Source organism: Streptococcus sp. CM6 (assembly GCF_000526095.1).
Taxonomy (GTDB): Bacteria; Bacillota; Bacilli; order Lactobacillales; family Streptococcaceae; genus Streptococcus; species Streptococcus oralis_BW.
This window is the reverse complement of the sequence record NZ_JATS01000021.1, coordinates 1-26,286: the sequence shown is the minus strand read 5'-3', so window position 1 is coordinate 26,286 and position 26,286 is coordinate 1. Positions and strand designations below refer to the sequence as shown.

Sequence of the window (26,286 nt, the reverse complement as noted above, 5' to 3'; positions counted from 1 at the left end):
TTTGATTTTCATTGAGTATAAGATGTGACAACGGCTAAATCGTTAGAACAGCTTGTATAGAATATACATGGGAATGGGAGTCAATCCATTCCCATATTTTCAATAGGAATGAAACAACAATAGATTAGAGGAACTCTATGCTAAATTACACAAAAGAAGAATTACTTGAACTGGGTGCAGAAATCACGACTCGTGAAATCTACCAACAGCCTGATGTATGGAAAGAGGCTTTTGAAGCCTATCAAGCGAAACGGGAAGAAATTGCAGCCTTTCTGAAAGGAATCGCTGATAAACATGACTATATCAAGGTTATCTTGACGGGTGCTGGTACTTCTGCTTATGTGGGAGATACCTTGGTACCATACTTTAAGGAAGTCTATGACGAACGCAAATGGAATTTCAATGCTATTGCGACAACAGATATCGTAGCCAATCCAGAAACTTATTTGAAAAAAGATGTGGCGACTGTCCTTGTTTCCTTTGCTCGTAGTGGGAATTCACCTGAAAGTGTGGCGACTGTTGATTTGGCTAAAGCCTTGGTGGATGACCTCTATCAAGTGACCATTACATGTGCTGCAGAAGGGAAATTAGCTCTTCAAGCTCATGGCGATGACCGCAATCTTTTGCTCTTGCAACCAGCTGCTTCCAATGACGCTGGATTTGCCATGACTTCTAGCTTTACGTCCATGATGCTAACAGCTCTCTTGGTCTTTGACCCTACAGAATTTGCTGTGAAAGCTGAACGTTTTGAAGTTGTGTCTAGCCTTGCGCGTAAAGTTCTAGACAATGCAGCAGATGTCAAGGAGCTGGTTGACCTCGACTTTAACCGTGTTATTTACCTGGGCGCTGGTCCTTTCTTTGGACTTGCTCATGAAGCTCAGTTGAAGATTTTGGAACTAACAGCTGGTCAAGTTGCGACCATGTATGAAAGTCCAGTTGGCTTCCGTCACGGTCCAAAATCTCTTATCAATGAAGATACAGTTGTTTTGATCTTTGGAACAACAACAGACTACACTCGCAAGTACGACTTGGACTTGGTTCGTGAAGTGGCTGGTGACCAGATTGCTCGTCGTGTTGTGCTCTTAAGTGATCAAGCCTTTGGTCTTGAAAATGTCAAAGAAGTATCCCTTGGTTGTGGCGGTGTCTTGAACGATATTTACCGTGTCTTCCCTTATATCGTATATGCCCAACTCTTTGCCCTATTGACTTCACTCAAGGTAGAAAATAAACCAGATACGCCGTCTCCTACTGGTACCGTAAACCGTGTGGTACAAGGTGTGATCATTCATGACTATCAAAAATAAGGAAGTGTCTATGAGTAAATTACAATTAAGTCCCAATAAAGTAGCTTGCCTGCAAAAACTCTCTGACGAGAACGGCATCATCTCAGCTCTTGCCTTTGACCAACGTGGTGCTTTGAAACGCCTCATGGCTCAATACCAAACAGAGGAACCAACAGTGGCTCAAATGGAAGAACTCAAGGTCTTGGTTGCAGATGAATTGACAAAATACGCATCCTCTATGCTTCTTGACCCTGAGTATGGTCTCCCAGCTACAAAAGCGCTTGATGCCAATGCCGGTCTTCTCCTTGCTTATGAGAAAACTGGCTACGACACAACAAGCACCAAACGCTTGCCAGACTGCTTGGATGTTTGGTCTGCAAAACGCATTAAAGAACAAGGTGCAGATGCAGTCAAATTCTTGCTTTACTATGACGTAGACAGCGCTGACGAACTCAACCAAGAAAAACAAGCCTACATCGAACGCATCGGTTCTGAGTGTGTGGCAGAGGACATTCCATTCTTCCTTGAAATCCTTGCTTACGATGAAAAAATCGCTGACGCAGGTTCTGCAGAATACGCTAAAGTCAAACCACACAAGGTTATCGGTGCCATGAAGGTCTTTTCAGACCCACGCTTCAACATCGATGTCTTGAAAGTGGAAGTTCCAGTCAACGTCAAATACGTTGAAGGCTTTGGTGATGGAGAAATCGTCCATACTCGTGAAGAAGCAGCAGCCTTCTTCAAAGCACAAGATGAAGCAACTAACTTGCCATATATCTACTTGAGTGCGGGAGTATCAGCCAAACTCTTCCAAGAAACACTTGTCTTTGCCCACGAATCAGGCGCAAACTTCAACGGTGTTCTTTGCGGCCGTGCAACTTGGGCTGGATCAGTTGAAGCCTACATCAAAGACGGTGAGGCAGCAGCTCGTGAATGGCTACGCACAACAGGTTTTGAGAACATTGACGAACTCAACAAGGTTCTCCAAACCACAGCGACTTCATGGACTGAACGTGTAGAAGCATAAAACAGGTATAGAAGAATCCCTTTTTGTTAAGCAAATGCTTAGGTTTTCTGACAAAGGATTCTGAAAATAGAAACTACAACCATAGATGGTGCATACACTTTCTATGGTTTGTTTACTTAAGAGAAATGGATTAAAGGAGACAAAAATGAAAGCATACACAGAGCGTGTATTTGGAAATCATGAGGGCAAGGATGTCTTGGCCTATCGCTTTGAGACTGACAGTGGCTACCAACTAGAAATTATGACCTATGGTGCGACTATCTTGCGCTATGTCACACCTGACAAGGCTGGAAATTTTGCCAATGTGATTTTGGGCTTTGATGATTTTGATAGCTATGTAGGTAATAGTCCCAAGCATGGAGCAAGTGTAGGTCCTGTAGCAGGCCGTATTGCAGGTGCGATATTTGAGCTCAATGGTCAGACCTATAATCTTGAAGTCAACAATGCCAGCAACTGTAACCACAGTGGTTCAACAGGTTGGGATTCGAGCTTGTTTGAATTGGTAGAGGTGAGCGACCATGGCTTGACTCTCTACACAGAGCGTACAGACGGGACAGGAGGATTTCCTGGTAATCTCAAGATCTGGATCAGCTATCACTTGGAAGAGACTGGTGCTTACGAAGTCAGCTACAAGGTAACGACTGATCAGGATACGCTTGTCAATCCAACCAACCACAGCTACTTCAACTTGTCTGGTGATTTTACGCAGACAATTGACCGCCATGTCTTCCAGCTAAATACGGAGGGCATTTACCCAATCGCTCCGGACGGTGTTCCGGCTAAGACTCCAGATGCTACTCGTGATGTGGTGAAACATATCTACAATGGAGCCTTGTTGAAGGACATCTTTGCAGAGGACGATGAGCAAATCCAGTTGGTATCTGGTTTGGATCACCCATTTGCCCTTCCTGCAGGTCATGACAATGCTGGTTTTCTTTATGACCAAAACTCAGGTCGTTTCCTGCTTTTCAAGACAGAGGCCCCTTGTTTTGTGGTCTACACAGCAAACTTTGTGGATGAGAGTGTGCTCATAGCTGGTCAGCCAATGGTACAGCACAATGGGATTGCCCTTGAAGCGCAGGCTTTACCAGATGCTATTCATAGCGACCTCAAAGACCAAGTCATTCTCAAAGCAGGGGAAACCTTCACCAGCAAAACTCGTTACGAGCTTGTTGTTAAATAAAAAGAAGAGCTGGTTTCCAGCTCTTTTGAGTTGTCTTCGTTGACATTCTATCTCAATAGTGTATAATTGATGTAATTAATTAAGTTACAACAAACAAAAGGAGACACCCGATGACTTATGCATACCAAAGCCACATTTATCTAGCAGAGGCTGTTTTAAATGTCAAGGATTTGACGAGTCAAACGGCTTTTTATCACCAGATTATTGGCTTGGAGATTTTATCCCAAACAGAGACAGAAGCGATTTTGGGACTTGGTCGAAAAGCCTTGGTTCACTTGATTCAGGCAGAAAAGGCTGGCGGAGTAAGGGAGCATTATGGGCTCTACCATCTGGCGATTTTGTTGCCAACACGAAAAGCTTTGGCAGATGTCTTAAAACACCTAAGTGACTTGCGGATTCCTCTGGTCGGGGGTGCAGATCATGGATACAGTGAGGCTATTTATCTAGAGGATTTGGAAGGAAATGGCATTGAACTCTACCGTGATAAGCCAGTGTCTTCATGGGATATTCGAGAAGATGGTCGCATTATCGGTGTGACCGAAGCCCTTGCGGCACAGGACATCTATGAGTTAGGAGAACAGGTGGATCCCTTTATTCTAGCTGAAGGGACGAGAATGGGGCATATCCATCTATCGGTTAAGGATAGTCGAGCGGCGAGCCAGTTTTATCAAAAGGTGTTAGGGCTAGAAGATAAATTTAGCATTCCTAGTGCTAGTTGGATAGCGGCTGGTCAGTACCATCACCACCTGGCTGTCAACGAATGGGCTGGAAAAGGTCTGGCTCCGCGTGAACAAGGCTTGCCAGGTTTGGCTTACTATGTCCTTGAGATCGAAAGCAAGGAAGAACTCCTGAACATCGTTAAGCAAGCACAAGAGCTAGAAGCACCGATCAAGTGGTTAAATTCGAGTGAGTTGGATCTTGTAGACCCAGATGGGATTGTGACCCGTATTCGCTTGGCACGATGAGACGAGGAAAACACATTATTTATTTTAGAGACATAGAAAAAGGCGGACAAGCTCGTATTCTGTTTTTAGAATGCGAACTTGTTCGCTCTTTATGAAATGATAAAGAGTAAAAGAGCTATAGCTATAACCAGACTGTAAAGGTAATCACCTGTTTTTTGTAGGTGACAAATATTTTACCTCTAAATAGGCTAACGAGATGCTGAGCCATAGAGAGACCAATGCCGTGTCCAGATATGGTTTGGTTGTTGTGAGAGGTATCCGCACGATAAAAGCGATCAAAGAAACGCTTAATATTAGCTGCTTGTCCATCCTTGTAATCATTAGAAATAGTGATGCAGGTTCGTTTGCGTAGTAGGTAATTTTTGCGTTGGAGTGTCAAGCGAATTGTTCCAGCGGGATCGCAGTATTTTCGGGCATTGTCAAGAAGGATGCTAAGAAGCTCATAAAATTCTTCTTGGGCTACTTTTTCTACAACGTCTGCTTCAATAGAACTTTCAAATTTTTTATCTTCTTTGGTAAAGAGAGGAGCAAAATCTGTCGCAACTTTCTCAGCAATAAGCGAGATATTTTGAGGAGCTAGTTTGATATCCTCTTGCTCCTCGAGACGAGCAAGCCGGATTAGTCGTCCAATCAGGTGGTTGAGACGCTCGGTCTGTTCTTTGGTACTGATGCTCCACTCGGTCTCTCCTTCCATGAGTTCCTGAAGCTCCGTATTGGCCGAAATGATAGCCAGCGGTGTTTTGAGTTCGTGTCCTGCATTGGTGATAAACATCCGTTGTTTTTCATAGTTTTTGATAAAAGGACGAATGACAATCCCTGAAATCAAGGTAAAGAGCAGAGCAAGGAGAAATAGGCTAGCCAGTGATAACCAAATAGAGACTTGAAAGAGGGTGTCTCGTTCGCGAATGTAGTTGGTAGCTTCAAAGAAGACTAGGAGCTTGCCCGAAGCTGTCTGACTAATCTGGTAGGTGAAGTAGCGCCCGTTGCGAGTAATCGTGCCATAGGTTTCCGGTTTTTTAAGAATTCTCTGGAGAAAACCTCTGACGTCTGCTTCGGTCAGTGATTGGACATTCCCTAGAGAAATAGTGTAGTCATTCCCCTTTTCTCTGACAGAGAAATACTGAAAATTGTAGATAATCCCTTCCTGGATGTTCTTTTTGGTGAAACTTTCCTTGATTTCATCTGTGATTGGGAGTTCGCCTTCATTTTTAGACAAGATGGAGAGGACGGTTTGGATATTATCCTCTGTCTGAGTATAGACGATGCTATTCATCAAGACCAGAAAGAAAGCAAGAATCAGAGCGATAGCAGCAGTGGCTGTGACAATAAACTTGATACGTAGTTTTCGAAACATCTAGTCTCCTCCTATCAGTTGGAAAGGCCCTTCTGCAGATCCTAAGATTTGCAAGTTGGACTGAACGCTTTGAAGTTTTTGGCGTAGGTAGGAAATATAGAGAAAAACGAGCTCGTAATCACTTTCTTCCAGCTCATCTGGCCAGACCTGCTCTAGTAGTTGTTGACAACTGAGGGGTTGGTCAGCGTGCTGGATGAGGAGAGTCAAGAGTTGAGTCTCCTTTTTCCCTAAACGAATGCTGTTTGTAGCAGCCAATTCTTGTTCCTCAATATCCAAGCGAGTATTTCCTAATTGGACTGTATCCGGGGTGTAGTCTTCCAGGCGGCGTGCAGTAGAACGGAGTCTAGCCAAGAGCTCCTTGAGCGAGAAAGGTTTAGTCAAGTAGTCGTCAGCACCTGCATCGAGTCCGGTTACACGGTCATCTACTTCAGCCATGGCTGTCAGCATGATGACGTGGGTCGTATTGCCTGCCTGGCGAATTTCTTTGAGGGCTTCGATTCCAGTTTTAATTGGCATCATGATGTCAAAAATCATGAGGTGATAGTGGTTAGATTCAGCCTTTTCGACAGCGTCTTGTCCGTTAAAAACAGAATCAACGCTGTAGCCTTCGCGTTCTAACGCAACAGTGATAACACGGTTTAGTTGGGTTTCATCTTCGGCAAGTAGGATTTTCATAGGTTCTCCTTAGTCTTGATCAGAGCGCTGAATCAAATCACGGATGGTCTGCATGGTCAAGTCACAAGAAGCAAGCTCATCGGCACAACGTTTGAGCTCGCGCGTGATTCGCTCAGGATTTTGGATGTTTTTCTTGTATTTCATCTGGTGTTCGAGGCTAGCCCAGGAGTCCATGGCAATTGTGCGCAGTTGAATCTCGATAAAATAGGTACCCTGGTCATTTCCCAGACAGTCTGGGTAGGGAGTGGTCACCTCTAGAATCAGATGATAGGAACGGTAGCCGTTGGGTTTGACCTGACGGATATAGTCTTTCTCTTTGAAAATATGGATGCTTGGCATCTGGCGAATATACTCTACGATGCGGTAGATATCATCTGTAAAGCCTGTGATAATTCGAACGCCAATAGCATCTCGTATTTCTTTAAGAGCAGATTGACTTGTCTGAGGAAGGCCCTTGCGTTGGCATTTTTCACGCATGCTTTTTTCTGTTTTGATGCGCGCATGCAAATGCTCATATAGTTTGAGGTTGGTTTCTTTTTTGTAATTGGCTGCGACCTCTTCTATGTCTTGAATAAAGGTTTGCAAGATGATGGGTAAATAGGCTTCACAGCTATCATAGATAGAATTCATAAGAACGTCCATTCTGAACAGTTTTTTTACTATTATATCATGAAAACACAGATATGAGATAAGTTCCTACAAAGACAGATGGGATGAGAATTTTGACAAAGCCCCTTATTCGAGATATAATGAAGAAAAATCGAGCAAGGAAAAAGAAATGACAAACTCAAAGTATATAACACGCTTGAAACGTTCAGAGGGCCAGTTGCGTGGGATTCAAAAGATGATTGAAGAAGATCGTGACTGCGCTGATATTGTGACGCAGTTGACAGCAGTGAAATCGAGTGTTGAGCGCGTGATTGAGATGATGATTACGGAAAATCTCACCGCCTGCATCAACCAACCACTAGATGATCCCGAGGCTCAAAAAGAACGCCTAGAAAAGGCCATCCGATACTTGATTAAACGGAAATGAACTAATTTTTTGAGACGATAGTTGCAAAGGCATATCTAACTATTAATAGAATAGTTTAATTTGAATCAAAAGAAGCTGGGTAAAAAGTCTTTAAAATTAAAAAACGCATACTATCAGGTGTTGAAAAGCCTTGATAGTATGCGTTTTATTGTGGGGAGATTTATACTCTTCGAAAATCAAATTCAAACCACGTCAGCTTCACCTTGCCGTACTCAAGTACAGCCTGCGGCTAGCTTCCTAGTTTGCACTTTGATTTTCATTGAGTATTACTTCATTTTCTCCTGAAATTGAGTTGTTGCCCAGCTTCTTTTGATTATTCTACTTGCCCAGGCCAAGCATTCATACCACCTTCTACGTTGATAACGGTGAAGCCTTGGGCGCTGAGAAATTGACAGGCAGAGGCGGAGCGCACTCCACCTTGACAAATGACATGGTATTCATGGTCCGGTTTGAGTTCTTTGTAGCCTTGCTCCAAGGTACTTAAAGGCAGATTTTTTGCACCTGGTGCATGTCCTGCTTGGAATTCATGTACTTCACGTACATCAATAAGATTTAGATTTTCATGTTGATATTTTTCATAAAAGTCAGCCATGCTGATATTAGTTACCATATTCTACTCCTTCTGGTTTAGCCATTTTGTATAGTGAATAAGCGCCGTCAAGGTTTTGGACGGTAAATCCTGCTTGCTTGAGGATACGCTCTGCGATATAGCTACGTAAACCGCTGTGGCAGCTAACGATGTAGGCTTGATTCTTGTCCAGTTCGTCCAAGCGTTCCCGTAGTTCGTTTAGGGGGATGTGGATGGTATCGACTTTGAGTCGGCCACTCTGGAATTCGCCACTTGTCCGTACATCTAGGAATTTCTTACCGGCGGCTAGTTCGTCTTCTAGTTGGTACCATTGAATATTGTCGCTTAAACCTTCGATTAGGTTCAAGGCTGCATAGCCCAGCATATTGACGGGATCCTTAGCAGAGCCAAATGGTGGCGCATAGGTGAACTCCAATTCTGGTAAGTCAAAGACGGTGAGATTTCCCTTGATAGCAGTTGCTAGGATATCAATTCGCTTGTCAACACCTTTCTTCCCAACTCCTTGGGCACCATAGATTTTTCCAGTGGTTGGGTCAAAGAGGAGTTTCAAGGTCATATCAGTAGCGCCAGGATAATAACCAGCGTGATCTTTTCCACTGACATGAAGTGCCTTGTAAGGAAGTTGATTCATGCGAAGGATACGTTCGCCGAGACCAGTCGAAGCAGCTGTCATATCAAAGGCACGAACGATAGCAGTGCCGATACTGCCCTTGTTTGTACGACCTAGTCCTGCAATGACATCCGCCACTTGGCGTCCTTGACGATTGGCAGGAGAAGCGAGAGAGATGAGAGCGTCTTGGCCTGTAATCTCTTGCTTGACGACGATGGCATCCCCAACTGCAAAAATATCTTTTTGACTGGTTTCGTAATGTTCATCGACCAAGATCCCACCACGAAGTCCCAGTTCAATCCCCGCAGCTTTTGCTAGTCCGTTTTCAGGTTCAACACCGACAGAAAGGATGGTGAGGTCAGAAGTGATCTTTTGACCGTTTTCGAGAACGATGATTTTTCCTTGGTCTTCAAATCGAGTCGCAGACTGGGAAGTGATAACGCGGACACCATTTGCCAGCAATTCTGCTTGGACAAAGGCCGCCATTTCCTGATCTAATGGTGGCAAGACATGAGGTGCTTTCTCCACGATAGTAACTTGCAATCCCCGTTTCGCCAGATTTTCAGCCATTTCAAGTCCGATAAAGCCTGCACCGATAACGACAGCTTCTTTTGGATGATTGTCCAAGGCAGCCATAATCTCGTCAAGATCGGGAACATTGCGGAGCGTGTAGGCATTCTTAGCTTCTGCCAAACCTTCAATGGTAGGAACAAATGGTTTAGCTCCTGGAGAGAGGATCAGCTTGTCGTAGCTTTCTGTGAATTCCTGCCCATCATGCCACACCGTCACAGTGTGCTTTGCTGGCGAAATGCTGATGACCTCGTGAAATGGCCGCACATCGAGATTAAAGCGTGCCTTGAGACTTTCAGGAGTTTGAACCAATAAACTATCACGGTTTGCAATTTCTCCTGAAACATAGTAAGGAAGCCCGCAGTTTGCAAAGGAAACAAAGGGACCTTTCTCAAAAATAGTAATCTCAGCATCTTCCATCAGACGTCTGAGACGTGTTGCGGCGGACATTCCGCCTGCCACTCCTCCGATAATGACAATTTTCATCGGATTCCTCCTTATAATAAATTTTAGATCACTTTTCCTGTCCAAGCGCTCATACCGCCTCGAACATTGATAACATCATAGCCTTTTTTCTTAAGCTTTTTCGCAGCTATTTTGCTTCGCACACCGGAATGACAAATGACATAAAGTGTTTCTTTTGTCGCAGGTGTGTAAGAACCGATTTCTGTTAAAGGAACATTCTTGGCGTTTTTGATATGACCTCTACGGAATTCCGTAGGTGTTCGAACATCCAGTAGCTGAATCGGTTCTCTGAGTTTAGCTTCTAAATCGCTGGTAGAAATACTGTCAATTTTTGTAAATAATAAGTGAAACATAGGCACCTCCAAATATACCCTTATGGGGTATATTAAACCATGAAGTTAAGCTTTTGTCAAGCAAGTTGTTTTGAGTTGGGATGGGGAATGGTTTTGAGAGTCTAGAAAGAAGTCCTAGACCAGCTTATTCTTGATCTTTCAAAGCCTTTTTGATATGATGGCGTCAAAGTAAGTGTGAGGTGATAAGATGACCAGTGAATACCAGAAAATGATAGCGGGAGAACCCTATCATCCGTTTGATCCTGAGTTACGGGCCTTGGCTCAGACAGCACGTCAGAAGCAGGCGGACTTCAACCAAGAGTTCGATCCCTTGAAAGGGGCGGAGATTATCAAAAGTTGGTTTGGTTCAACTGGGAAAAATCTCTATGTCAATCCACGCCTGGTTGTCGATTATGGAATCAATATCCATTTAGGGGAAAATTTTTATTCTAATTGGAACTTGACCATGCTGGATGTTTGTCCGATTCGCATCGGTAACAATGCCATGCTTGGTCCCAACTGTCAGTTTTTAACCCCACTCCATCCACTGGATCCGCATGAACGCAATTCAGGGATCGAATACGGCAAGCCCATCACCATCGGTGACAATTTCTGGGCTGGAGGTGGCGTCATTGTCCTTCCTGGAGTGACACTGGGGGACAATGTGGTTGCCGGAGCAGGGGCTGTGATTACCAAGTCCTTTGAAGACAATGTTGTTTTGGGTGGCAATCCTGCGCGTGTTATCAAGGAAATCCCTGTGAAAGAAAATTAAAAAGAACAGCTGGGGCTGTTCTTTTTGTAATCTTTATCTTAGTCTTATAAATTTTTCTTCTTTTTGGCTTTTTTGGTTAGAGTGACATGGCACTGGGGGATGTTGGTTTTAAAAACTATTAACTGTATTTTAGTATTTTCAAATTGTTTCTAGTAGCCTTTTCAAAAGAATACTGAGTGAAACTAGATTTAAGGAAACTTTCAGAAAAGTTTTAGTTTTGTTTCAGGAATCTTCTGTAGACTGTCTAGCTATATCATACGAAGGAGAGGAAAAGGTATGAAATCAAAAAGATGGATCCTACTCGCAACGAGTCTAACAGCAATGGTGCTGATGGCAGCATGTGCCCAGTCAACAACTATATCCAATACCAATGCAACTACAAATAATGCAACAACAACTTCAACCAAAACAAACCAAACTTCCTATTTCACAGAGAAGGACTATGATACTTCCTATAATGAAAGTACAGCTTCTAAGATCGAGCTATCTGGCTCATCTGCAAACGTTTCTGGAGATGGTGTGACAGTCTCTGGCTCAACAGTGAGCATCACAAAATCTGGAACCTATGTGATTTCAGGTCAGTCTGATGGAGTGCAGATCAAGGTCGAGGCAGATGAGTCGGCAGATGTTCAGCTAGTCTTAAAAGGTGTCACCATGACCAACACCAATGCAGCGATATCTGCGACATCAGCTGGCCATGTCTACCTGACCCTAGCAGAAGGAACAACCAACAGTCTCTCTGACTCAAGCTCGAACAGCGACGAAAAAGCCGACGCAGCCTTATTTTCTAAGGTGGATTTAACCATCAACGGGAAAGGAACTCTTAATGTAGAAGGTAAGAAAAATAATGGTATTAAGGCTAACGACACCCTCCACATCACAGGTGGAACCTATAACATCACAGCATTTGGCGATGCCTTTAATGTCAATGATGAACTCAATATCACTGGTACAACCATGACCATCGATGCTAAAGAAGACGGAGTCAAGGTGGACAATGACGAGGATACTTCAGTCGGAACCATGTACCTATCTAACAACAACATCACCGTTACAGCAGGGGATGATGGTATCCACGCTTCTGGAGACCTTGTCATCGATAGTGGGACCTACACCGTCAAGAATTCGACAGAAGGACTTGAAGGTAAGTCAATTACTATCAACGGAGGGGACATTAGCATCTATTCGACAGATGATGGAGTCAACGCGGCTAATAAAAACGCCCAACAAAGTGAAATCTTCTTCACCATGAACGGTGGAAATCTAACAGTAGAAGTAGGTCAAGGGGACACAGACCCAATCGACTCAAACGGGAACGTGACGGTCACAGGCGGAACTATTAAAATGATTGGTCAAACAGGTTTTGACTTTGATGGAACTGCGACCTATACAGGCGGAGACATCTATCTCAACGGTGAAAAACAAACGGAAATCGTCAATTCTATGCCTGGAGGCGGTGGACCGAATGGAGGTCCTCAAGGTGGAGGACCAGCTCCTGGCGGACAAGGATAAAAAAGAATCTCCTTTCTCGAAAGAGAAGGGAGATTTTTTGTGTTTGAGAGATGGATTGTAGCTAAAACAACTCCCAATTAGGTCTTGAAAATTTCTTAGTCTGTTTCATATAAAAATGAGTAAAATGAATTTCCATCGCCAAGGTCATTAGAGTTGCGATAGCAATGACGATGGTAGGATTGGCTGAGAAAAGTAGAGGAAGAATAGGCCTTTAAAAAGTGGACAGGAAAGACCATTTCAGAGTATCGAAAAGAGATTTAGAAACAGCTCTAAAAGCAATAGCTATCCATTATAAGCATCAGATAATAATATCTGGTGCTTTATTTTTAAAAAAATTCAGATTTTTTTCTTGACAAGTGAGTGATTACTCACTATAATAGCTTCTGTGATTTAAAAAGTGAGTACCCACTCACCAAGGAGGAAGTAAATGAAAATATTACTACATTTACAAGATTTAGTAAAATCTTTTGACCATCAAATAGTTCTGAATCATGTCAGCTTTGAATTGCAGGCAGGAGAAATTATAGGATTAATTGGTCCGTCTGGTGCTGGTAAATCAACTATGATTAAGACTACGTTAGGAATGGAAAAGGCTGATGGAGGCCTAGCTTTAGTGTTAAATCACACTATGCCCAATCGCCATATTTTAGGAGATATTGGCTATATGGCCCAATCAGATGCTTTATACGAGTCCTTGTCAGGCCAAGAAAATCTGGAATTTTTTGGTCAGCTAAAGGGGCTTTCTAAAAAAGACCTAAAGGCGGAAATTGCTCATATAGCTCAAGTAGTAGATCTGACAGACTACTTAAACAAGGCGGTATCTGGTTATTCTGGAGGAATGAAACGGCGTTTGTCTCTTGCTATCGCGCTGTTAGGAAATCCTCAACTCTTGATTTTGGACGAACCGACAGTTGGAATCGACCCTTCTCTTCGAAAGAAAATCTGGAAAGAATTATTCGCGCTTAGAGACAATGGGGTTGGGATATTAGTTACTACCCATGTTATGGATGAAGCAGAGTTGACGGATAAGGTTGGCTTATTATTAGGCGGAAAAATCATTGCTTTTGATACACCGCAACACTTAAAAGAAAGTTATCAAGCTTCAAGTATTGAAGAAGTATTTTTAAAAGCAGAAGGTGAGTAAAATGAGAACAATAGCGATTGCAAAAAAAGTCATCAAAGAATTACTTCGTGACAAACGAACTCTAGCCCTGATGTTTATAGCACCTGTTTTTATCATGTGGTTGATGAACCTCATGTTTTCAGCTAGTACAACCGTGAATGTCAAGTTAGCAACACAGGATCTACCAACTGGTTTAGTAACGAAAATGGATGAGCTCGATCATGTGGACGTCGAGACTTATCAAGACTTAGATCAAGCCAAAGAAGCGCTAGCAAATGAAAAAGTCGATGCTGTGATTTCTTATAAAGACGGTGAGTACCAGGTTGACTACGCAAACACAGACGCCTCCAAAACATCTATGATACGACAAGTGTTACGAACGAGTATCGCCAGTGAAGGCACCGATCAGTTAGTATCTCGTGTTAAACAAGCTCTTCCACAATTGGACTCGGACGCAAAAACACCAGAAATCAAGGAGTCTTACCAGTATGGAGATGAAAATACAAGCTTCTTTACCAGTATGATTCCGGTTTTGATAGGTTTTGTAGTTTTCTTCTTTGTCTTTTTGATTTCAGGTATGGCGCTTTTGAAAGAGCGCACCAGTGGAACACTAGAACGTTTGTTAGCAACACCAGTGAAACGATCTGAAATCGTCTATGGCTATATGTTGTCTTACGGTATTATTGCGATTTTTCAAACGGCAGTTGTCGTCTTAGCAGCAATTTGGCTACTAGATGTAGAAGTTGTAGGAAATATTTTAAATGTTATAATAGTTAATGTGGTACTGGCTCTTGTAGCACTAGCTTTTGGAATTCTCTTGTCTACTCTAGCAAAATCAGAATTCCAAATGATGCAATTTATTCCTCTCGTGATTATGCCCCAACTTTTTTTCTCAGGAATTATTCCATTGTCATCCATGGGAGAATGGGCTCTAACTGTGGGGAAATTTTTGCCATTAACCTATTCTGGTGATGCAATAAGCCAGATTATTCTTTACGGGCACAATCTTGGTGATATTTTGTCAAATCTTGGTGTTTTAATGATTTTCTTGATCATTTTAACAATTCTCAATATTGTTGGATTGCGTCGTTATCGTAAAGTTTAGAAATCAACATAAATAATGCTAAAAAGATGTGAAGATTAGATGGATAAGACTGTTTTTGAATCGTTTGAAGATTACTTAGAAGAAGCGAATTACCCTCAAGGAAAGAAAAAAATTATGCAGGCAGCAGTGGACCTCATATCAACTAGGAGTTACCATGGGACCTCAACTCTTCACATAGCTGAGCGTGCTGGACTAAGCCAGGCAACTTTGTTTAAGTATTTTAAGACGAAGGATGATCTACTGACGGCTATTTTACATCCTGTAGTCCCAGGCATTTTCGGTAGTTTTTTTGAGGAACTCTTAGCTTTTGAAACGACAGAAGAGAGGGTTCGTTATCTCGTCCACGATCGTATGAGCTATCTCAAAAAAAATCGTGCTTTGATGAAAATCATTCTGCAGGAGAGTTTTTCAAATAAGAAACTAAAAAATGAACAGATTTTTATCTGGAATGCTATTCAAGATAAACTTCGAGTGCTTCATAAAGAATTGCTAGCAGATCCACGTGTAAATCCAGAGTTAACGATTCCTCAAATGGTTCGTATTTGTGTTGGTCCATTGTTGGCTTACTTCGCTCAGCTTTATATCGTTAGCGACAATGGAGAAATAAATGAAGAAGACTTAGACTTATTAGAAAAACAGATTTTAGGTGCTTTGTGGAAATAGAGTAGGCCTAGACAAAATGGAGGCTAGATTCTATTGGTTTGGCTTCTTGCACAAGATAATATAAAAGGGTATATATTGTCTGATGCAGATTCGTGCTTTTTTATTATTGAATTTGCTATTTTGGTGATAGTCCTCAATCACTTTACTAAAACAGAAACCGACCTCTCCAGCAGAGCAACGATTTCTTAAATGTATGGAAGAGGAGTTTTCTGGCTTGCTAAAGACAACTCCTTGACACTCCGTCATCTTTTGATACAATAGTACAAAATTAGAGGAGGTGGGCTATGATTCAGAAACATGCGATTCCCATTTTGGAGTTTGATGACAATCCCCAAGCGGTCCTTATGCCAACACATGAGGGATTGGACTTAAAGTTGCCAAAGAAGTGTATCTATGCGTTTTTGGAGGAGGAGATTGACCGCTATGCTCAGGAAGTAGGAGCGGACTGTATTGGTGAGTTCGTTTCGGCCACCAAGACTTATCCAGTCTATGTCGTCAACTACAAAGGCGAGGAGATCTGTCTGGCCCAGGCGCCCGTGGGCTCTGCTCCAGCGGCTCAGTTTATGGATTGGTTGATTGGCTATGGCGTGGAGCAAATCATTTCCACTGGAACCTGTGGCGTCCTAGCCGATATAGAGGAAAATGCCTTTCTCGTCCCTGTTCGGGCTCTGCGAGATGAGGGAACCAGCTACCACTATGTAGCACCTTCTCGTTATATGGAGATGCAGATTGAGGTTATCTCTGCCATTGAGCAAGTCTTGGAACAAAGAGGCATTCCTTATGAGGAAGTTATGACCTGGACGACAGATGGTTTTTACCGAGAGACAGCTGAAAAGGTTGCCTATCGCAAGGAAGAAGGTTGTGCTGTTGTGGAGATGGAGTGCTCTGCTCTTGCGGCAGTAGCTCAGCTACGTGGGGTTGTCTGGGGAGAGTTACTCTTTACCGCAGATTCCTTGGCAGATCTGGACAACTACGACAGTCGTGACTGGGGCTCGGAAGCTTTTGATAAGGCGCTCGAACTCTGTCTTGCTATTGTGCACCACATGTGAGTGTTCTTACTGTTTTTATGGTAGAATGTAGTTATGTTATTCAAATCTTTTTTGGAAAAAATCAAGACGATGCTGGTTCGATTATCACCAGCTCGTCGCATCTTTTTAAGTTTTGCCTTAGTTATCTTCTTGGGCTCGCTCCTTTTAAGCCTACCCTGGGTTCAAGCAGCAACGTCACAAGCGACCTACTTTGACCATCTCTTTACGACTGTGTCCATGGTCTGTGTGACAGGGCTCTTCACCCAGCCGGTGGCCTCTACTTACAATATCTGGGGCCAGTTGATTTGCATGCTGTTAATCCAGATCGGTGGTTTGGGGCTTATGACCTTTATCGGAATCTTTTATATTCAAGGGAAACAAAAGCTCAGTCTTCGTAGCCGTGAGACTATTCAAGAAAGTTTTAGTTATGGGGAAACCCAGTCCTTAAAGGACTTCATCCGCTCGATCTTTTTGACGACTTTCCTGGTAGAAGGGCTCGGTGCCTTTCTCCTGAGTTTTCGCTTCATTCCTGAATTTGGATGGGGGCGAGGGATGTTAACCTCTATCTTTTTGGCTATTTCAGCTTTCTGCAATGCTGGATTTGATAATTTTGGAAGTACGAGTTTGGCAGTCTTTCAGACGGACCCTTTGATCAATCTAGTGATTGCAGGATTGATTATAACGGGTGGTCTAGGATTTATGGTCTGGTTTGACCTAGCGACCCAGTTTGGGAAAAAGAAAAAACGCCGCCTGCGTTTCCATACCAAGTTGGTTCTCTTTTTAACGGCGGGAATTTTACTCTTTGGAACAGTATCGACTCTCTTAATTGAGTGGAACAATCCTGGAACGATTGGAAATCTCAGCGCTCCAGAGAAACTGCTGGTTAGCTTTTTCCAGACTGTCAGCATGAGAACGGCAGGTTTTGCCTCTATTGACTACACCCAGGCTCGACCGGTCACCTTGCTGATCTACATCTTGCAGATGTTTCTGGGCGGGGCGCCTGGAGGGACAGCAGGGGGACTCAAGATTACGACCTTCTTTGTCTTGTTAGCCTTCGCTCGTAGTGAACTATTGGGCTTGCCTCATGCAAATGTGGCTCGGAGAACTATTGAACCTCGAACCGTGCAAAAATCTTTCAGTGTCTTTATTATCTTCTTGCTGACTTTCTTGCTGGGCTTGATTCTATTAGGGATAACAGCAGAGGGAAATCCGCGCTTTATCTACCTCATGTTTGAGACCATTTCAGCCCTTGCGACAGTTGGGGTGACGGCGAATTTAACACCAGAGTTAGGCAAGTTAGCTCTCAGCATCGTTATGTTGTTGATGTTTATCGGCCGTATTGGCCCCTTGACACTACTGGTAAGTTTAGCAGAATACCAGCCAGACAAGAAAGATATGATTCACTATATGAAAGCAGATATCACTATCGGATAAGAAAGGAAAAACGATGTCAGATCGGACAATTGGAATTTTAGGTTTGGGAATTTTTGGGAGTAGTGTTTTGGCTGCTCTTGCCAAGCATCATATGAATATCATTGCTATTGATGACCACGAGGAGCGCATTAATCAATTTGAACCCGTGCTGGCGCGTGGGGTAGTTGGGGATATCACGGATGAAGAACTCCTTCTATCAGCGGGGATTGACACCTGCGATACCGTGGTTGTCGCAACGGGGGAAAATCTAGAATCCAGTGTTCTTGCAGTCATGCACTGTAAAAGTCTAGGGGTGCCGACCGTCATTGCCAAGGTAAAAAGTCATATGGCTAAAAAGGTACTGGAGAAAATTGGTGCGGACTCGGTCATCTCACCGGAATTTGAAATGGGGCGTTCATTAGCGCAGAGAATTCTCTTTCATAACAGCGTAGATGTCTTTCAGTTGGACAAGAATGTTTCAATTGTCGAGATGAGAATCCCTCAATCTTGGGCGGGGAAAAGTCTTAGCCAGCTAGATTTACGTGGGCGATACAATCTCAATGTACTTGGATTTCGTGACTATGAAAATTCTCCTCTAGATGTTCAATTCGGCCCCGATGACCTTTTACGGTCAGGCGCCTATATCATGGCGGTGATTAATAACCAACATTTGGATACTCTAACAGAGCTTAGTGAGTAGGAGAGGAAGGGCTGTTTTCTTCCCCAATGATTAATGAATCAATATAAGTATTTTATAAGAGGGATTTAAGAAAAATTTTAACTTTTTCTTAATCCTTTTTAATTTTAGGAGATTATACTAGAGCCATCAAATAAAGAAAAACTCTAAGGAGAATCCTATGAAATTCAATCCAAATCAGAGATATACTCGTTGGTCTATTCGCCGTCTCAGTGTCGGTGTTGCTTCAGTTGTTGTGGCTAGTGGCTTCTTTGTCCTAGTTGGTCAACCAAGTTCTGCACGTGCTGATGTCGTCAATCCGACCCCTACCCAAGTTGTGCCAGACGCTGCTTTGGTGAGTGAAAAGAGCGACTTACCAGCAGAGGTTCTCAAAAAAGCAGTCGATGTAGCTCTTCCTTCAGAACAAGCAGACTCAGCACCTAAAGCAAGCTTGGATATTACAAGCTCTTCAGAAAAAGCGGACGCAACTGCTAAAGAGCCGGCAGTAGCGCCAAAAGAAGAAGTACAAGCACAACCTGACTCTAAGAAACAAACAGAAGATGCAGTTAAACCTGTGGAAAGTCCTGCGCCTACAGTTTTTGGACAAGACCGTGAAGCTAGTGAAGCGCAACCAGCGACCACCCCAGCTGAAGTACAAAAAGGTGTGGCTGACAATACAAAAGATACAGTAGATGTCCCAGCCACTTACTTGGACAAGGCTAACTTTCCTGGTCCCTTCACCGCCGGTGTCAACCAAGTCATCCCATACGAATTCTTCGCTGGAGACGGCATGTTGACTCGCCTGATCTTGAAAGCATCTGACAAGGCTCCATGGTCAGACAACGGAACAGCTAAAAATCCCGCTCTTCCACCAGTAGAGAAATTGGGCAAAGGCCTTTACTTCTACGAAGTGGATTTGGCAGGCACCCAAGGCAAATCAGATAAAGAGCTGCTTGACTTGTTGAAACAAAACGGCACACATAGCTATAAAGCTACCATCAAAGTGTACGGTGCAAAAGACGGCAAGCCTGACTTAACTAATCTGGTAGCAACTAAAGATTTGGATGTCAACTTGAATGGTTTGACCACCCCAGCTGAAGTCCAAAAAGGTGTGGCTGACAATACTAAAGACACAGTAGATGTTCCGGCTAGCTACCTTGACAAAGCCAAGGTTCCTGGACCTTTCTTGGCCGGTGTCAACCAAGTTATTCCATACGAAGCTTTTGGTGGAGATGGTATGTTGACTCGCCTCTTGTTAAAAGCTTCAGACAAAGCCCCATGGTCAGACAACGGAACAGCTAAAAATCCTGCTCTATTGCCACTTGAAGGCTTGGCTAAAGGTCAATATTTCTACGAAGTGGATTTGAATGGCAATACGGTTGGCAAAGATGGTCAGGCCTTGCTGGATCAACTTCGAGCTAACGGAACACATACATACCTAGCTACTGTTAAAGTCTATGGTTCTAAAGATGGCAAACCTGATTTGACCAATCTGATTGCTACTCGTCAAGTAACGATTCAGCTTCGTGGAAAAGAAATGGCGACAATACCATCTCAACAAGGTCAGATGAATACGAAGCCTTCTGAAACAGGCTCTACAGGTACGACTGAGGGTATGATGGGTACAAATCACCATATGTCAGATATGAAGGTCGATCAACCAGCTTCTAGCCCAATGGCTAATATGATGAAAAAAGATGATAAAGCGATGCTACCAAATACTGGGGAAGCTAAAACAGCTACAGCTGGCCTTGGTATCTTTGGTCTAGCCTTGGCAGGTCTTGTTGGACTTTTGGGTTTGACAAGCAAACGAGAAGATTAAGATTCAAATCACTTAAACATTAAGGAAAATAGTGTTATACTAAAGCAAGTATAACACTGTTTTTATCGAAGGAGTGTCAGATGAAAAAGACAATTTTGCTGGTTGATGATGAGATAGATATTCTAGATATTCAACACCGCTATCTTATACAGGCAGGTTACGATGTTTTGGTCGCCCATGATGGTAAGGAGGGATTAGAGCTTTTCAGAAAAAAATCTATCGACCTCATTATCACAGATATCATGATGCCCAATATGGATGGCTATGATTTTATCAGTGAAGTTCAGTATACCGCTCCGGATCAACCCTTCCTCTTTACAACTGCTAAGACAAGCGAACAGGATAAAATTTATGGCTTAAGTTTGGGGGCAGATGATTTTATAGTCAAACCCTTTAGCCCACGCGAATTGGTTTTAAGAGTGAATAATATCTTGCGTCGCCTTAGCCGTGGAAGAGAGACAGAACAGATCGAGTTTGGTGACTTAGTGATCAACCATGTGACTCATGAGGTTCGCATTGGGGATCAACCTTTGGAATTGACAGTAAAATCCTTTGAACTTCTATGGATATTAGCCAGCAATCCCGAGAGAGTCTTTTCAAAGACGGAACTTTATGAGAAGGTATGGCAAGAGGACTATGTGGATGATACCAATACACTCAATGTTCATATCCATGCTTTGAGGCAAGAGTTGACCAAGTATACAAATTCAAATGCTCCTGCTATCAAAACTGTCTGGGGTTTGGGCTATAAGATGGAAAGACCAAGAGGTAGAAAATGAAATTAAAAAACTATATTTTAGTGGGGTATCTATTGTCGACTCTACTAACGATTTTGGTCGTTTTCTGGGCAGTCCAACGAATGTTGATTGAGAAAAGTGAAGTTTACTTTCTAGTTGGAATGACCTTGATTGCTAGTTTCATTGGCGCTGCAGTGAGCATCTTTCTTTTGTCGCCAGTGTTCTCTTCTCTGAAACATTTGAAAAAACAAGCTCAGGATATAGCCAGCAAGGATTTCAGCACAGAAATTGAAACCAAAGGCCCATTAGAATTTCAAGAGCTGGGCCAGGCTTTTAATGACATGTCCCACAATTTGCAGGCTACCTTTCAATCACTTGATGAGAGCGAGCAAGAAAAGAGAATGATGATTGCGCAGCTCTCTCACGATATTAAAACTCCCATTACCTCCATTCAGGTTACTGTGGAGGGAATTCTAGATGGAGTGATTAAGGAAGAGGAACGGCTCCACTACTTAACCACGATTGGTCGGCAAACCGAGCGTCTAAACAAGCTAGTGGAGGAATTGGATGTTCTGACTCTTAACACCCAACCTCAAGACACTGCTGATGAAGAAGTCGAAGAGGTCTTTTTAGATCAGCTGTTGATTGAGTCAATGAGTGAATTTCAACTCCAGATTGAACAAGAGGAGCGAGATGTTTACATTCAAGTATCACCTGAGTCAGCGAAAATCAAGAGCCATTCTGACAAACTTTCTCGCATTCTGGTCAACTTGCTAAACAATGCCTTTAAATATTCAGAACCAGGAACCAGAATCGAGGTTCTTGCCCAATTAACAGAACAAGAGCTGACAATCAGTGTGAAAGACGAGGGTCAGGGGATCCTTCCTGAAGATTTGGAAAAGATCTTTAAACGACTTTATCGTGTGGAAACTTCGCGCAATATGAAGACGGGTGGACATGGATTAGGACTTGCGATTGCACGCGAACTAGCCCATCAGCTTGGTGGCGAAATCACAGCAGAAAGTCAATATGGCTTAGGAAGCAAGTTTACATTCAGCCTCAATTTGAAATAAAGCCGTAAAATCCCTTTACAAATCTAGCTTTTCATGGTACAATAGCCTTTGTGTGAAATAGCAGCAGGAAAGCATGAAGCTCGTCAACAGGTGTCTTATGACAAGTAACCTTGGCTGTTTAGGCGAAGGGCATCTGCACGAATCAGGGCTTTCTAAGTGACTATTTCCACCGAAATATTATTTATATCAGGAGGACATACACATGTCACGTTATACAGGACCATCTTGGAAACAAGCTCGTCGCCTTGGCCTTTCACTTACAGGTACAGGTAAAGAATTGGCACGTCGTAACTACGTACCAGGACAACATGGACCAAACAACCGTTCTAAATTGTCAGAATACGGTTTGCAATTGGCTGAAAAACAAAAACTTCGTTTCACTTACGGTGTAGGTGAAAAACAATTCCGTAACTTGTTCGTACAAGCTACAAAAATCAAAGGCGGAATCCTAGGTTTCAACTTCATGCTTCTTTTGGAACGCCGTTTGGATAACGTTGTTTACCGTCTTGGCCTTGCGACTACTCGTCGTCAAGCTCGTCAATTCGTAAACCACGGCCACATCCTTGTTGACGGAAAACGCGTTGATATCCCATCATACCGCGTAACTCCAGGTCAAGTGATCTCAGTTCGTGAAAAATCATTGAAAGTTCCAGCAATCCTTGAAGCAGTAGAAGCTACTCTTGGACGCCCAGCATTCGTATCATTCGACGCTGAAAAATTGGAAGGTTCATTGACTCGCTTGCCAGAACGCGACGAAATCAACCCAGAAATCAACGAAGCACTTGTCGTTGAATTCTACAACAAAATGCTTTAATTTTAAGAAATATCTTACAGAAAGCCTACAACAGTGGGCTTTTTGCTTTGTCTTAAAAAACGGTTCTTTGTCAACTGTAGTGGGTTGATAAAAAGTCACAACCTGGAGAGGACCAAATTGGTTCTCTCCTTTTTGATATTCAAAGCAATGAGAATTCTCGTTTTAAAATTTTCAAAGTTCCGGAAGCCAAAAGCATTTCGCTTAATGACTTTGATGAGGATATTTGTGGCCTCAAGTTTTGCGTTTGAGTAGGGAAGTACAAGTGCATTAATGATCTTATCCTGATCTCTCAAAAAGGTCCTAAAAATGGTCTGGAAGATTGGATTGACAGAAGAAATAGTTTCCTTGATTAATTCAAAGAAATAATCAGCGTGCTTCTCTTGAAAATGAAAGAGTAAAAGCTGATAGAGTTCATAGCGATCTCTAAGATCTTGAGAGTAAGAGAGAAGTTTTTCAAGAATCTCTTTATTGGTTAAATGCGACTGAAATGTTGGACGATAAAATCGTTTACTGCTCAGCTTATAGTTATTCTGTTGAATGAGTTTCCAGTAACGTTTCAGTGCTTTATATTCGTGCGATCTTCTATCAAACTGATTCATAATTTGGACACGCACACGACTCATAGCACGGCTTAGATGTTGTACAATATGGAAACGATCTAGAACGATTTTAGCGTTTGGGAGTGAAACAGTCTGGGAGACTGTTTCAGCCTGAGTCTAGAAATTTGAAAGCGAAGTTGTTTAGCCAAGTCATAGTAGGGACTAAACATGTCCATGGTAATGACTTTCACGCGACTTCTTACCTGTCTAGAATACCGGAGGAAATGATTGCGAATAGTTGCTTGAGTTCGTCCATCTAAGATAGCTAGGATCTTTCTTGTATCGTAGTCCTGTGCAATAAAACTCATCTCTATCTGCCGATTGAAACAGTCACTTCCCTGACTGTTTCCACATCCCAACTCAAGTGTTCTGGAAGGTGGTTAAGATCAGTCTTAAATTTGAATTTATGTAACTGTCGAAGTGGAGACAGATAAACTTTCGGAGATAGCTGTCATAGGGATTTTCTCAATCAATTTTTGAGTGATTTTCTGTTTGACGATGGTTGAGATCTGGTGATTCTTCTTGACTGAGGAAGTCTCTGCGACGGCTATTTTTCCACAGTCTGTACAGCGGAAACGGCGTTTTCTCAATCGAATGAGAGCACATTCGAGGTAGGGGATTTTGGATTCTTTTTGGAAGTCATATTTAGCCATTTGTCCTTGACAGTTGTGACATTTAGAGGCAGGATAATCGAGCTTAGCAATGACTTCTTTATGCGTTCCAGTATCAAGATAATCTAAGATAATAATATTTTTGTCATTCATTCCAAGTATGTTTGTGATAAAATTTAATTGTTCCATAAGATTCTTTCTAATGAAGGTTTGGTCACTTTTTCATTATAGATCTTATGGGGCTTTTTTCTACAACAAAATAGACTCCATAATTCCTACAGTGGGTTTACCCACTACAGAAATTATAGAGCCTGAAACCAACGTTTCTGGGCTTTTTTCTTGCTTAAACCATTCTTCTGGATGAATTTTGTCTGATTGAGAAAAGATTAGAAAATATCTTTTGATTTAATACTTGTATTCTCTTTTTTAATGTGATATAATTATAACATAGAGGTGAGATATTTATAACAAATGCTACGGTCACCAATCCTTTCTCACAAGAAAATCTGCCATTAGGCACAAGCCTAAAAATTTTACTGTTCAATGTGAACTATTTCTAACAAAGGAGGAACACATCATGTTTAAATCACAAAAAATAGGGCTCATCATTTCGACACTGATGACTAATCTTTTCATTATTAGCTACGTTTTTCTAGCTACAAACCTCAGTCTTTTGGCTAAAATATTGATTAGCCTTACACCAATTATCGGTAGTGCCATTGGATTTTCTGCCTTCTACTTTAAAGACAGGAAAGAAGAATAAGATGAAACACATCAAAAAATGGTTAATTTGGACTTGGTTACCTGTTATGCTACTACTGTGGCTATTAACCCCGCCAAGTAATTCCCCCTGGATAAAACACACTGTTTTTCTAGTCACGATTACCATGCAAGGACTTATTTTCTGGCTTGTTTCCAAGGCACAATCTCAAGAAGACGAGGAAAAGTATTTTGGACTGACAGAGAAGTTATATGGTATGACCTTATTTATCGCTATGGCCATTTACACTAAAGGTATCTGGATAATCACACCAGCTACTAGTCCTATCTGGCTGAAACACCTTTTTCTAGGTTCTGGCTTGTTTGTCCTCATTCTTTGCTTTCTCTATTTTGCATTAAAAAAAGTTGATGAACAAGCAGACGAGCGTTTCTATATGAACTTGGCAAAGGCAGCCTGCACAACCCTGGTACTGATAGTTCTATCTCTGATAGTGTTGAGCATAGTAACATTTTTCCTTCCCTTCACCCTAAGAACAGGCATGGTTTTGATTTTTACTGCATCCATGATTGTGTTTTTTGACCTGTTTTTCCTCATATTTGAAAAGAGGGGGTAGATATGGGAAAAATTCTAACAAACTTAAAAGCCATCCGAGAAGACGCCCGCATGACCCAGCAAGAATTGGCGGATAAGATTGGTGTACGACGGGAAACTATTCTCCACTTGGAGAATAATCGATATAACCCTTCACTTGAAATGGCGCTTAAAATCGCACGTGTCTTTGGCATGTCCGTTGAAGATATTTTCCGCTTAAATGAAGAGGTCTAGTCATGAAAAATCAAATTTGTACCCACTGCGGTGCTAACCAATTTGTCGTAAAAAAACAACTGAAAGGTTATGCAGGATTAGTCAGTGAAGAGGCTAAATTCGTTTCAGGAGGTATTGCCCTCTATCATGAAATTTGTCAAAATTGTGGTACTGTTCATAGAAGTTTTGTGAAGGATGTTGAGAAATTATAAGCGATTCTAATTGTGGTTTTAAATATGCTAAAAAGGCCTAGAAAATCAGCTCTTTGTCAACTGTAGTGGGTTGAAGTCAGCTAAGATCTAGAAAGGACGAATTTCGTCCTTTCTTTTTTGATGTTCAGAGTGATAAAAATCCGTTTTTTGAAGTTTTCAAAGTCCCGAAAACCAAAGGCATTGCGCTTGATGAGTTTGATGAGATTATTAGTGGCTTCCAATTTGGCGTTGGAATAGGGTAATGGGAGAGCGTTGACGATTTTCTCTTTATCTTTGAGAAATGTCTTAAATACAGTCTGAAAAAGAGGATGAACCTGCTTTAGATTGTCCTCAATAAGTCCGAAAAATTTGTCAGGCTCTTTATTCTGAAAGTGAAAAAGCAAGAGCTGATAGAGCTGATAGTGGTGTTTCAAGTCTTCTGAATAGCTCAAAAGCTTGTCTAGGATTTCTTTATTGGTTAAATGTGACTGAAATGTTGGACGATAAAATCGTTTACTGCTCAGCGTATAGTT

Annotated in this window: 28 protein-coding genes and 2 pseudogenes; 21 read left to right on the top strand and 9 right to left on the bottom strand. The window is 42.3% G+C overall.

Going from position 1 to position 26,286, the window contains the following annotated elements; genetic code table 11:
• Nucleotides 1-137 precede the first annotated feature (137 nt).
• From HMPREF1516_RS08240 to HMPREF1516_RS08225, 4 genes are all read left to right on the top strand, one after another.
• Nucleotides 138-1,304 carry an SIS domain-containing protein gene (locus HMPREF1516_RS08240; protein WP_033606297.1) on the top strand — a complete coding sequence of 389 codons (1,167 nt, stop codon included), beginning with the start codon at nucleotides 138-140 and terminating at the stop codon, nucleotides 1,302-1,304.
• A 10-nt stretch (nucleotides 1,305-1,314) separates the two neighbouring features.
• Complete coding sequence (gene lacD, locus HMPREF1516_RS08235; RefSeq protein WP_025169605.1) at nucleotides 1,315-2,310, top strand: tagatose-bisphosphate aldolase; 996 nt, start codon at nucleotides 1,315-1,317, stop codon at nucleotides 2,308-2,310.
• Nucleotides 2,311-2,455: 145 nt separating this feature from the next.
• Complete coding sequence (locus tag HMPREF1516_RS08230; RefSeq protein WP_000649407.1) at nucleotides 2,456-3,493, top strand: aldose epimerase family protein; 1,038 nt, start codon at nucleotides 2,456-2,458, stop codon at nucleotides 3,491-3,493.
• A 110-nt stretch (nucleotides 3,494-3,603) separates the two neighbouring features.
• A complete protein-coding gene (locus tag HMPREF1516_RS08225; protein ID WP_000220447.1) occupies nucleotides 3,604-4,458 on the top strand; it encodes a VOC family protein in 855 nt (284 codons plus the stop codon).
• A 121-nt stretch (nucleotides 4,459-4,579) separates the two neighbouring features.
• Here the strand turns inward: HMPREF1516_RS08225 and HMPREF1516_RS08220 are convergent, their stop codons facing one another.
• From HMPREF1516_RS08220 to HMPREF1516_RS08210, 3 genes are read right to left on the bottom strand one after another with little or no spacing between them, the layout of a single operon-like run.
• The gene (locus tag HMPREF1516_RS08220) at nucleotides 4,580-5,812 is read right to left on the bottom strand and encodes a sensor histidine kinase (RefSeq protein ID WP_000488869.1); all 1,233 of its coding nucleotides are present in this window, start codon (nucleotides 5,810-5,812) and stop codon (nucleotides 4,580-4,582) included.
• Nucleotides 5,813-6,487, bottom strand: coding sequence for a response regulator transcription factor (locus tag HMPREF1516_RS08215; RefSeq protein WP_033606296.1), 675 nt, complete (start codon nucleotides 6,485-6,487; stop codon nucleotides 5,813-5,815). It abuts the gene before it with no gap.
• A 9-nt stretch (nucleotides 6,488-6,496) separates the two neighbouring features.
• Nucleotides 6,497-7,117 (bottom strand): GTP pyrophosphokinase, encoded by a 621-nt coding sequence (locus HMPREF1516_RS08210; RefSeq protein ID WP_033606295.1) that lies wholly within the window; start codon nucleotides 7,115-7,117, stop codon nucleotides 6,497-6,499.
• A 148-nt stretch (nucleotides 7,118-7,265) separates the two neighbouring features.
• Here HMPREF1516_RS08210 and HMPREF1516_RS08205 point away from each other — a divergent pair, with 148 nt between their 5' ends.
• Nucleotides 7,266-7,523, top strand: a complete 258-nt coding sequence (locus tag HMPREF1516_RS08205; protein ID WP_000185161.1) for a metal-sensitive transcriptional regulator — start codon at nucleotides 7,266-7,268, stop codon at nucleotides 7,521-7,523.
• Nucleotides 7,524-7,836: 313 nt separating this feature from the next.
• Here HMPREF1516_RS08205 and HMPREF1516_RS08200 read toward each other — a convergent pair whose 3' ends face one another.
• Genes HMPREF1516_RS08200 through HMPREF1516_RS08190 form a run of 3 tightly spaced genes read right to left on the bottom strand, consistent with a single transcriptional unit; the run spans nucleotide 7,837 to nucleotide 10,110 of the window.
• Nucleotides 7,837-8,133 carry a rhodanese-like domain-containing protein gene (locus HMPREF1516_RS08200; protein WP_000258397.1) on the bottom strand — a complete coding sequence of 99 codons (297 nt, stop codon included), beginning with the start codon at nucleotides 8,131-8,133 and terminating at the stop codon, nucleotides 7,837-7,839.
• Nucleotides 8,123-9,778, bottom strand: coding sequence for an FAD-dependent oxidoreductase (locus HMPREF1516_RS08195; protein ID WP_000706533.1), 1,656 nt, complete (start codon nucleotides 9,776-9,778; stop codon nucleotides 8,123-8,125). Before HMPREF1516_RS08195 ends, HMPREF1516_RS08200 begins: the two co-directional genes overlap by 11 nt.
• Before the next feature lie 23 nt (nucleotides 9,779-9,801).
• Nucleotides 9,802-10,110 carry a rhodanese-like domain-containing protein gene (locus HMPREF1516_RS08190; RefSeq protein ID WP_000468867.1) on the bottom strand — a complete coding sequence of 103 codons (309 nt, stop codon included), beginning with the start codon at nucleotides 10,108-10,110 and terminating at the stop codon, nucleotides 9,802-9,804.
• Nucleotides 10,111-10,297: 187 nt separating this feature from the next.
• Here HMPREF1516_RS08190 and HMPREF1516_RS08185 point away from each other — a divergent pair, with 187 nt between their 5' ends.
• Together HMPREF1516_RS08185 and HMPREF1516_RS08180 are read left to right on the top strand one after the other, a co-directional pair.
• Nucleotides 10,298-10,861, top strand: a complete 564-nt coding sequence (locus tag HMPREF1516_RS08185; protein WP_000200249.1) for a sugar O-acetyltransferase — start codon at nucleotides 10,298-10,300, stop codon at nucleotides 10,859-10,861.
• A 276-nt stretch (nucleotides 10,862-11,137) separates the two neighbouring features.
• Nucleotides 11,138-12,373: a carbohydrate-binding domain-containing protein gene (locus tag HMPREF1516_RS08180; RefSeq protein ID WP_000837745.1), complete on the top strand. Its 1,236-nt coding sequence runs from the start codon at nucleotides 11,138-11,140 to the stop codon at nucleotides 12,371-12,373.
• 61 nt (nucleotides 12,374-12,434) lie between these two features.
• Here HMPREF1516_RS08180 and HMPREF1516_RS10200 read toward each other — a convergent pair.
• Nucleotides 12,435-12,569: pseudogene (locus HMPREF1516_RS10200) on the bottom strand (low temperature requirement protein A); the annotation flags it as partial.
• Nucleotides 12,570-12,800: 231 nt separating this feature from the next.
• On the opposite strand from HMPREF1516_RS10200, the gene HMPREF1516_RS08175 reads away from it, so the two are divergent.
• The 10 genes from HMPREF1516_RS08175 to rpsD all read left to right on the top strand — a co-directional run bounded on the left by HMPREF1516_RS08175 (nucleotide 12,801) and on the right by rpsD (nucleotide 22,827).
• Nucleotides 12,801-13,517 carry an ABC transporter ATP-binding protein gene (locus HMPREF1516_RS08175; protein ID WP_000698191.1) on the top strand — a complete coding sequence of 239 codons (717 nt, stop codon included), beginning with the start codon at nucleotides 12,801-12,803 and terminating at the stop codon, nucleotides 13,515-13,517.
• Nucleotide 13,518: 1 nt separating this feature from the next.
• A complete protein-coding gene (locus tag HMPREF1516_RS08170; protein WP_033606294.1) occupies nucleotides 13,519-14,601 on the top strand; it encodes an ABC transporter permease in 1,083 nt (360 codons plus the stop codon).
• 39 nt (nucleotides 14,602-14,640) lie between these two features.
• Nucleotides 14,641-15,264, top strand: a complete 624-nt coding sequence (locus HMPREF1516_RS08165; protein ID WP_033606292.1) for a TetR/AcrR family transcriptional regulator — start codon at nucleotides 14,641-14,643, stop codon at nucleotides 15,262-15,264.
• A 284-nt stretch (nucleotides 15,265-15,548) separates the two neighbouring features.
• Nucleotides 15,549-16,313, top strand: coding sequence for a nucleoside phosphorylase (locus tag HMPREF1516_RS08160; protein ID WP_000615019.1), 765 nt, complete (start codon nucleotides 15,549-15,551; stop codon nucleotides 16,311-16,313).
• A 33-nt stretch (nucleotides 16,314-16,346) separates the two neighbouring features.
• Complete coding sequence (locus HMPREF1516_RS08155; protein ID WP_033606291.1) at nucleotides 16,347-17,726, top strand: TrkH family potassium uptake protein; 1,380 nt, start codon at nucleotides 16,347-16,349, stop codon at nucleotides 17,724-17,726.
• Nucleotides 17,727-17,739: 13 nt separating this feature from the next.
• Nucleotides 17,740-18,405 (top strand): potassium channel family protein, encoded by a 666-nt coding sequence (locus HMPREF1516_RS08150; protein ID WP_001283890.1) that lies wholly within the window; start codon nucleotides 17,740-17,742, stop codon nucleotides 18,403-18,405.
• Nucleotides 18,406-18,562: 157 nt separating this feature from the next.
• Entirely contained in the window at nucleotides 18,563-20,203 is a 1,641-nt protein-coding gene (locus HMPREF1516_RS08145; RefSeq protein ID WP_033606290.1) for a YSIRK signal domain/LPXTG anchor domain surface protein, read from the top strand.
• 80 nt (nucleotides 20,204-20,283) lie between these two features.
• Entirely contained in the window at nucleotides 20,284-20,982 is a 699-nt protein-coding gene (locus HMPREF1516_RS08140) for a response regulator transcription factor (protein ID WP_000751219.1), read from the top strand.
• On the top strand, nucleotides 20,979-22,013 hold the full coding sequence (locus HMPREF1516_RS08135) for a sensor histidine kinase (protein ID WP_000769383.1): 1,035 nt from the start codon (nucleotides 20,979-20,981) through the stop codon (nucleotides 22,011-22,013). Before HMPREF1516_RS08140 ends, HMPREF1516_RS08135 begins: the two co-directional genes overlap by 4 nt.
• Nucleotides 22,014-22,215: 202 nt before the next feature.
• Nucleotides 22,216-22,827 (top strand): 30S ribosomal protein S4, encoded by a 612-nt coding sequence (rpsD, locus tag HMPREF1516_RS08130; RefSeq protein WP_000092756.1) that lies wholly within the window; start codon nucleotides 22,216-22,218, stop codon nucleotides 22,825-22,827.
• 95 nt (nucleotides 22,828-22,922) lie between these two features.
• Here rpsD and HMPREF1516_RS09945 read toward each other — a convergent pair.
• Nucleotides 22,923-24,226, bottom strand: a pseudogene (locus HMPREF1516_RS09945) (transposase).
• 388 nt (nucleotides 24,227-24,614) lie between these two features.
• Here HMPREF1516_RS09945 and HMPREF1516_RS08115 point away from each other — a divergent pair.
• From HMPREF1516_RS08115 to HMPREF1516_RS08100, 4 genes are read left to right on the top strand one after another with little or no spacing between them, the layout of a single operon-like run.
• A complete protein-coding gene (locus HMPREF1516_RS08115; protein ID WP_000477157.1) occupies nucleotides 24,615-24,800 on the top strand; it encodes a hypothetical protein in 186 nt (61 codons plus the stop codon).
• Nucleotide 24,801: 1 nt separating this feature from the next.
• On the top strand, nucleotides 24,802-25,371 hold the full coding sequence (locus tag HMPREF1516_RS08110; protein WP_033606288.1) for a hypothetical protein: 570 nt from the start codon (nucleotides 24,802-24,804) through the stop codon (nucleotides 25,369-25,371).
• A 2-nt stretch (nucleotides 25,372-25,373) separates the two neighbouring features.
• Nucleotides 25,374-25,583, top strand: a complete 210-nt coding sequence (locus tag HMPREF1516_RS08105) for a helix-turn-helix transcriptional regulator (protein WP_000516405.1) — start codon at nucleotides 25,374-25,376, stop codon at nucleotides 25,581-25,583.
• A gap of 2 nt (nucleotides 25,584-25,585) precedes the next feature.
• The gene (locus HMPREF1516_RS08100; protein WP_000795749.1) at nucleotides 25,586-25,774 is read left to right on the top strand and encodes a hypothetical protein; all 189 of its coding nucleotides are present in this window, start codon (nucleotides 25,586-25,588) and stop codon (nucleotides 25,772-25,774) included.
• 80 nt (nucleotides 25,775-25,854) lie between these two features.
• Here the strand turns inward: HMPREF1516_RS08100 and HMPREF1516_RS08095 are convergent.
• Nucleotides 25,855-26,286: ISL3 family transposase (locus HMPREF1516_RS08095; RefSeq protein ID WP_050595439.1), on the bottom strand; the 432-nt coding region annotated here is incomplete at its 5' end.

Bases quoted from the DNA above. Each gene is read 5' to 3' on its own strand.
- HMPREF1516_RS08240 (WP_033606297.1), top strand. From the start codon at position 138: ATGCTAAATTACACAAAAGAAGAATTACTTGAACTGGGTGCAGAAATC.
- lacD (WP_025169605.1), top strand. From the start codon at position 1,315: ATGAGTAAATTACAATTAAGTCCCAATAAAGTAGCTTGCCTGCAAAAA.
- HMPREF1516_RS08230 (WP_000649407.1), top strand. From the start codon at position 2,456: ATGAAAGCATACACAGAGCGTGTATTTGGAAATCATGAGGGCAAGGAT.
- HMPREF1516_RS08225 (WP_000220447.1), top strand. From the start codon at position 3,604: ATGACTTATGCATACCAAAGCCACATTTATCTAGCAGAGGCTGTTTTA.
- HMPREF1516_RS08220 (WP_000488869.1), bottom strand. From the start codon at position 5,812: ATGTTTCGAAAACTACGTATCAAGTTTATTGTCACAGCCACTGCTGCT.
- HMPREF1516_RS08215 (WP_033606296.1), bottom strand. From the start codon at position 6,487: ATGAAAATCCTACTTGCCGAAGATGAAACCCAACTAAACCGTGTTATC.
- HMPREF1516_RS08210 (WP_033606295.1), bottom strand. From the start codon at position 7,117: ATGAATTCTATCTATGATAGCTGTGAAGCCTATTTACCCATCATCTTG.
- HMPREF1516_RS08205 (WP_000185161.1), top strand. From the start codon at position 7,266: ATGACAAACTCAAAGTATATAACACGCTTGAAACGTTCAGAGGGCCAG.
- HMPREF1516_RS08200 (WP_000258397.1), bottom strand. From the start codon at position 8,133: ATGGTAACTAATATCAGCATGGCTGACTTTTATGAAAAATATCAACAT.
- HMPREF1516_RS08195 (WP_000706533.1), bottom strand. From the start codon at position 9,778: ATGAAAATTGTCATTATCGGAGGAGTGGCAGGCGGAATGTCCGCCGCA.
- HMPREF1516_RS08190 (WP_000468867.1), bottom strand. From the start codon at position 10,110: ATGTTTCACTTATTATTTACAAAAATTGACAGTATTTCTACCAGCGAT.
- HMPREF1516_RS08185 (WP_000200249.1), top strand. From the start codon at position 10,298: ATGACCAGTGAATACCAGAAAATGATAGCGGGAGAACCCTATCATCCG.
- HMPREF1516_RS08180 (WP_000837745.1), top strand. From the start codon at position 11,138: ATGAAATCAAAAAGATGGATCCTACTCGCAACGAGTCTAACAGCAATG.
- HMPREF1516_RS08175 (WP_000698191.1), top strand. From the start codon at position 12,801: ATGAAAATATTACTACATTTACAAGATTTAGTAAAATCTTTTGACCAT.
- HMPREF1516_RS08170 (WP_033606294.1), top strand. From the start codon at position 13,519: ATGAGAACAATAGCGATTGCAAAAAAAGTCATCAAAGAATTACTTCGT.
- HMPREF1516_RS08165 (WP_033606292.1), top strand. From the start codon at position 14,641: ATGGATAAGACTGTTTTTGAATCGTTTGAAGATTACTTAGAAGAAGCG.
- HMPREF1516_RS08160 (WP_000615019.1), top strand. From the start codon at position 15,549: ATGATTCAGAAACATGCGATTCCCATTTTGGAGTTTGATGACAATCCC.
- HMPREF1516_RS08155 (WP_033606291.1), top strand. From the start codon at position 16,347: ATGTTATTCAAATCTTTTTTGGAAAAAATCAAGACGATGCTGGTTCGA.
- HMPREF1516_RS08150 (WP_001283890.1), top strand. From the start codon at position 17,740: ATGTCAGATCGGACAATTGGAATTTTAGGTTTGGGAATTTTTGGGAGT.
- HMPREF1516_RS08145 (WP_033606290.1), top strand. From the start codon at position 18,563: ATGAAATTCAATCCAAATCAGAGATATACTCGTTGGTCTATTCGCCGT.
- HMPREF1516_RS08140 (WP_000751219.1), top strand. From the start codon at position 20,284: ATGAAAAAGACAATTTTGCTGGTTGATGATGAGATAGATATTCTAGAT.
- HMPREF1516_RS08135 (WP_000769383.1), top strand. From the start codon at position 20,979: ATGAAATTAAAAAACTATATTTTAGTGGGGTATCTATTGTCGACTCTA.
- rpsD (WP_000092756.1), top strand. From the start codon at position 22,216: ATGTCACGTTATACAGGACCATCTTGGAAACAAGCTCGTCGCCTTGGC.
- HMPREF1516_RS08115 (WP_000477157.1), top strand. From the start codon at position 24,615: ATGTTTAAATCACAAAAAATAGGGCTCATCATTTCGACACTGATGACT.
- HMPREF1516_RS08110 (WP_033606288.1), top strand. From the start codon at position 24,802: ATGAAACACATCAAAAAATGGTTAATTTGGACTTGGTTACCTGTTATG.
- HMPREF1516_RS08105 (WP_000516405.1), top strand. From the start codon at position 25,374: ATGGGAAAAATTCTAACAAACTTAAAAGCCATCCGAGAAGACGCCCGC.
- HMPREF1516_RS08100 (WP_000795749.1), top strand. From the start codon at position 25,586: ATGAAAAATCAAATTTGTACCCACTGCGGTGCTAACCAATTTGTCGTA.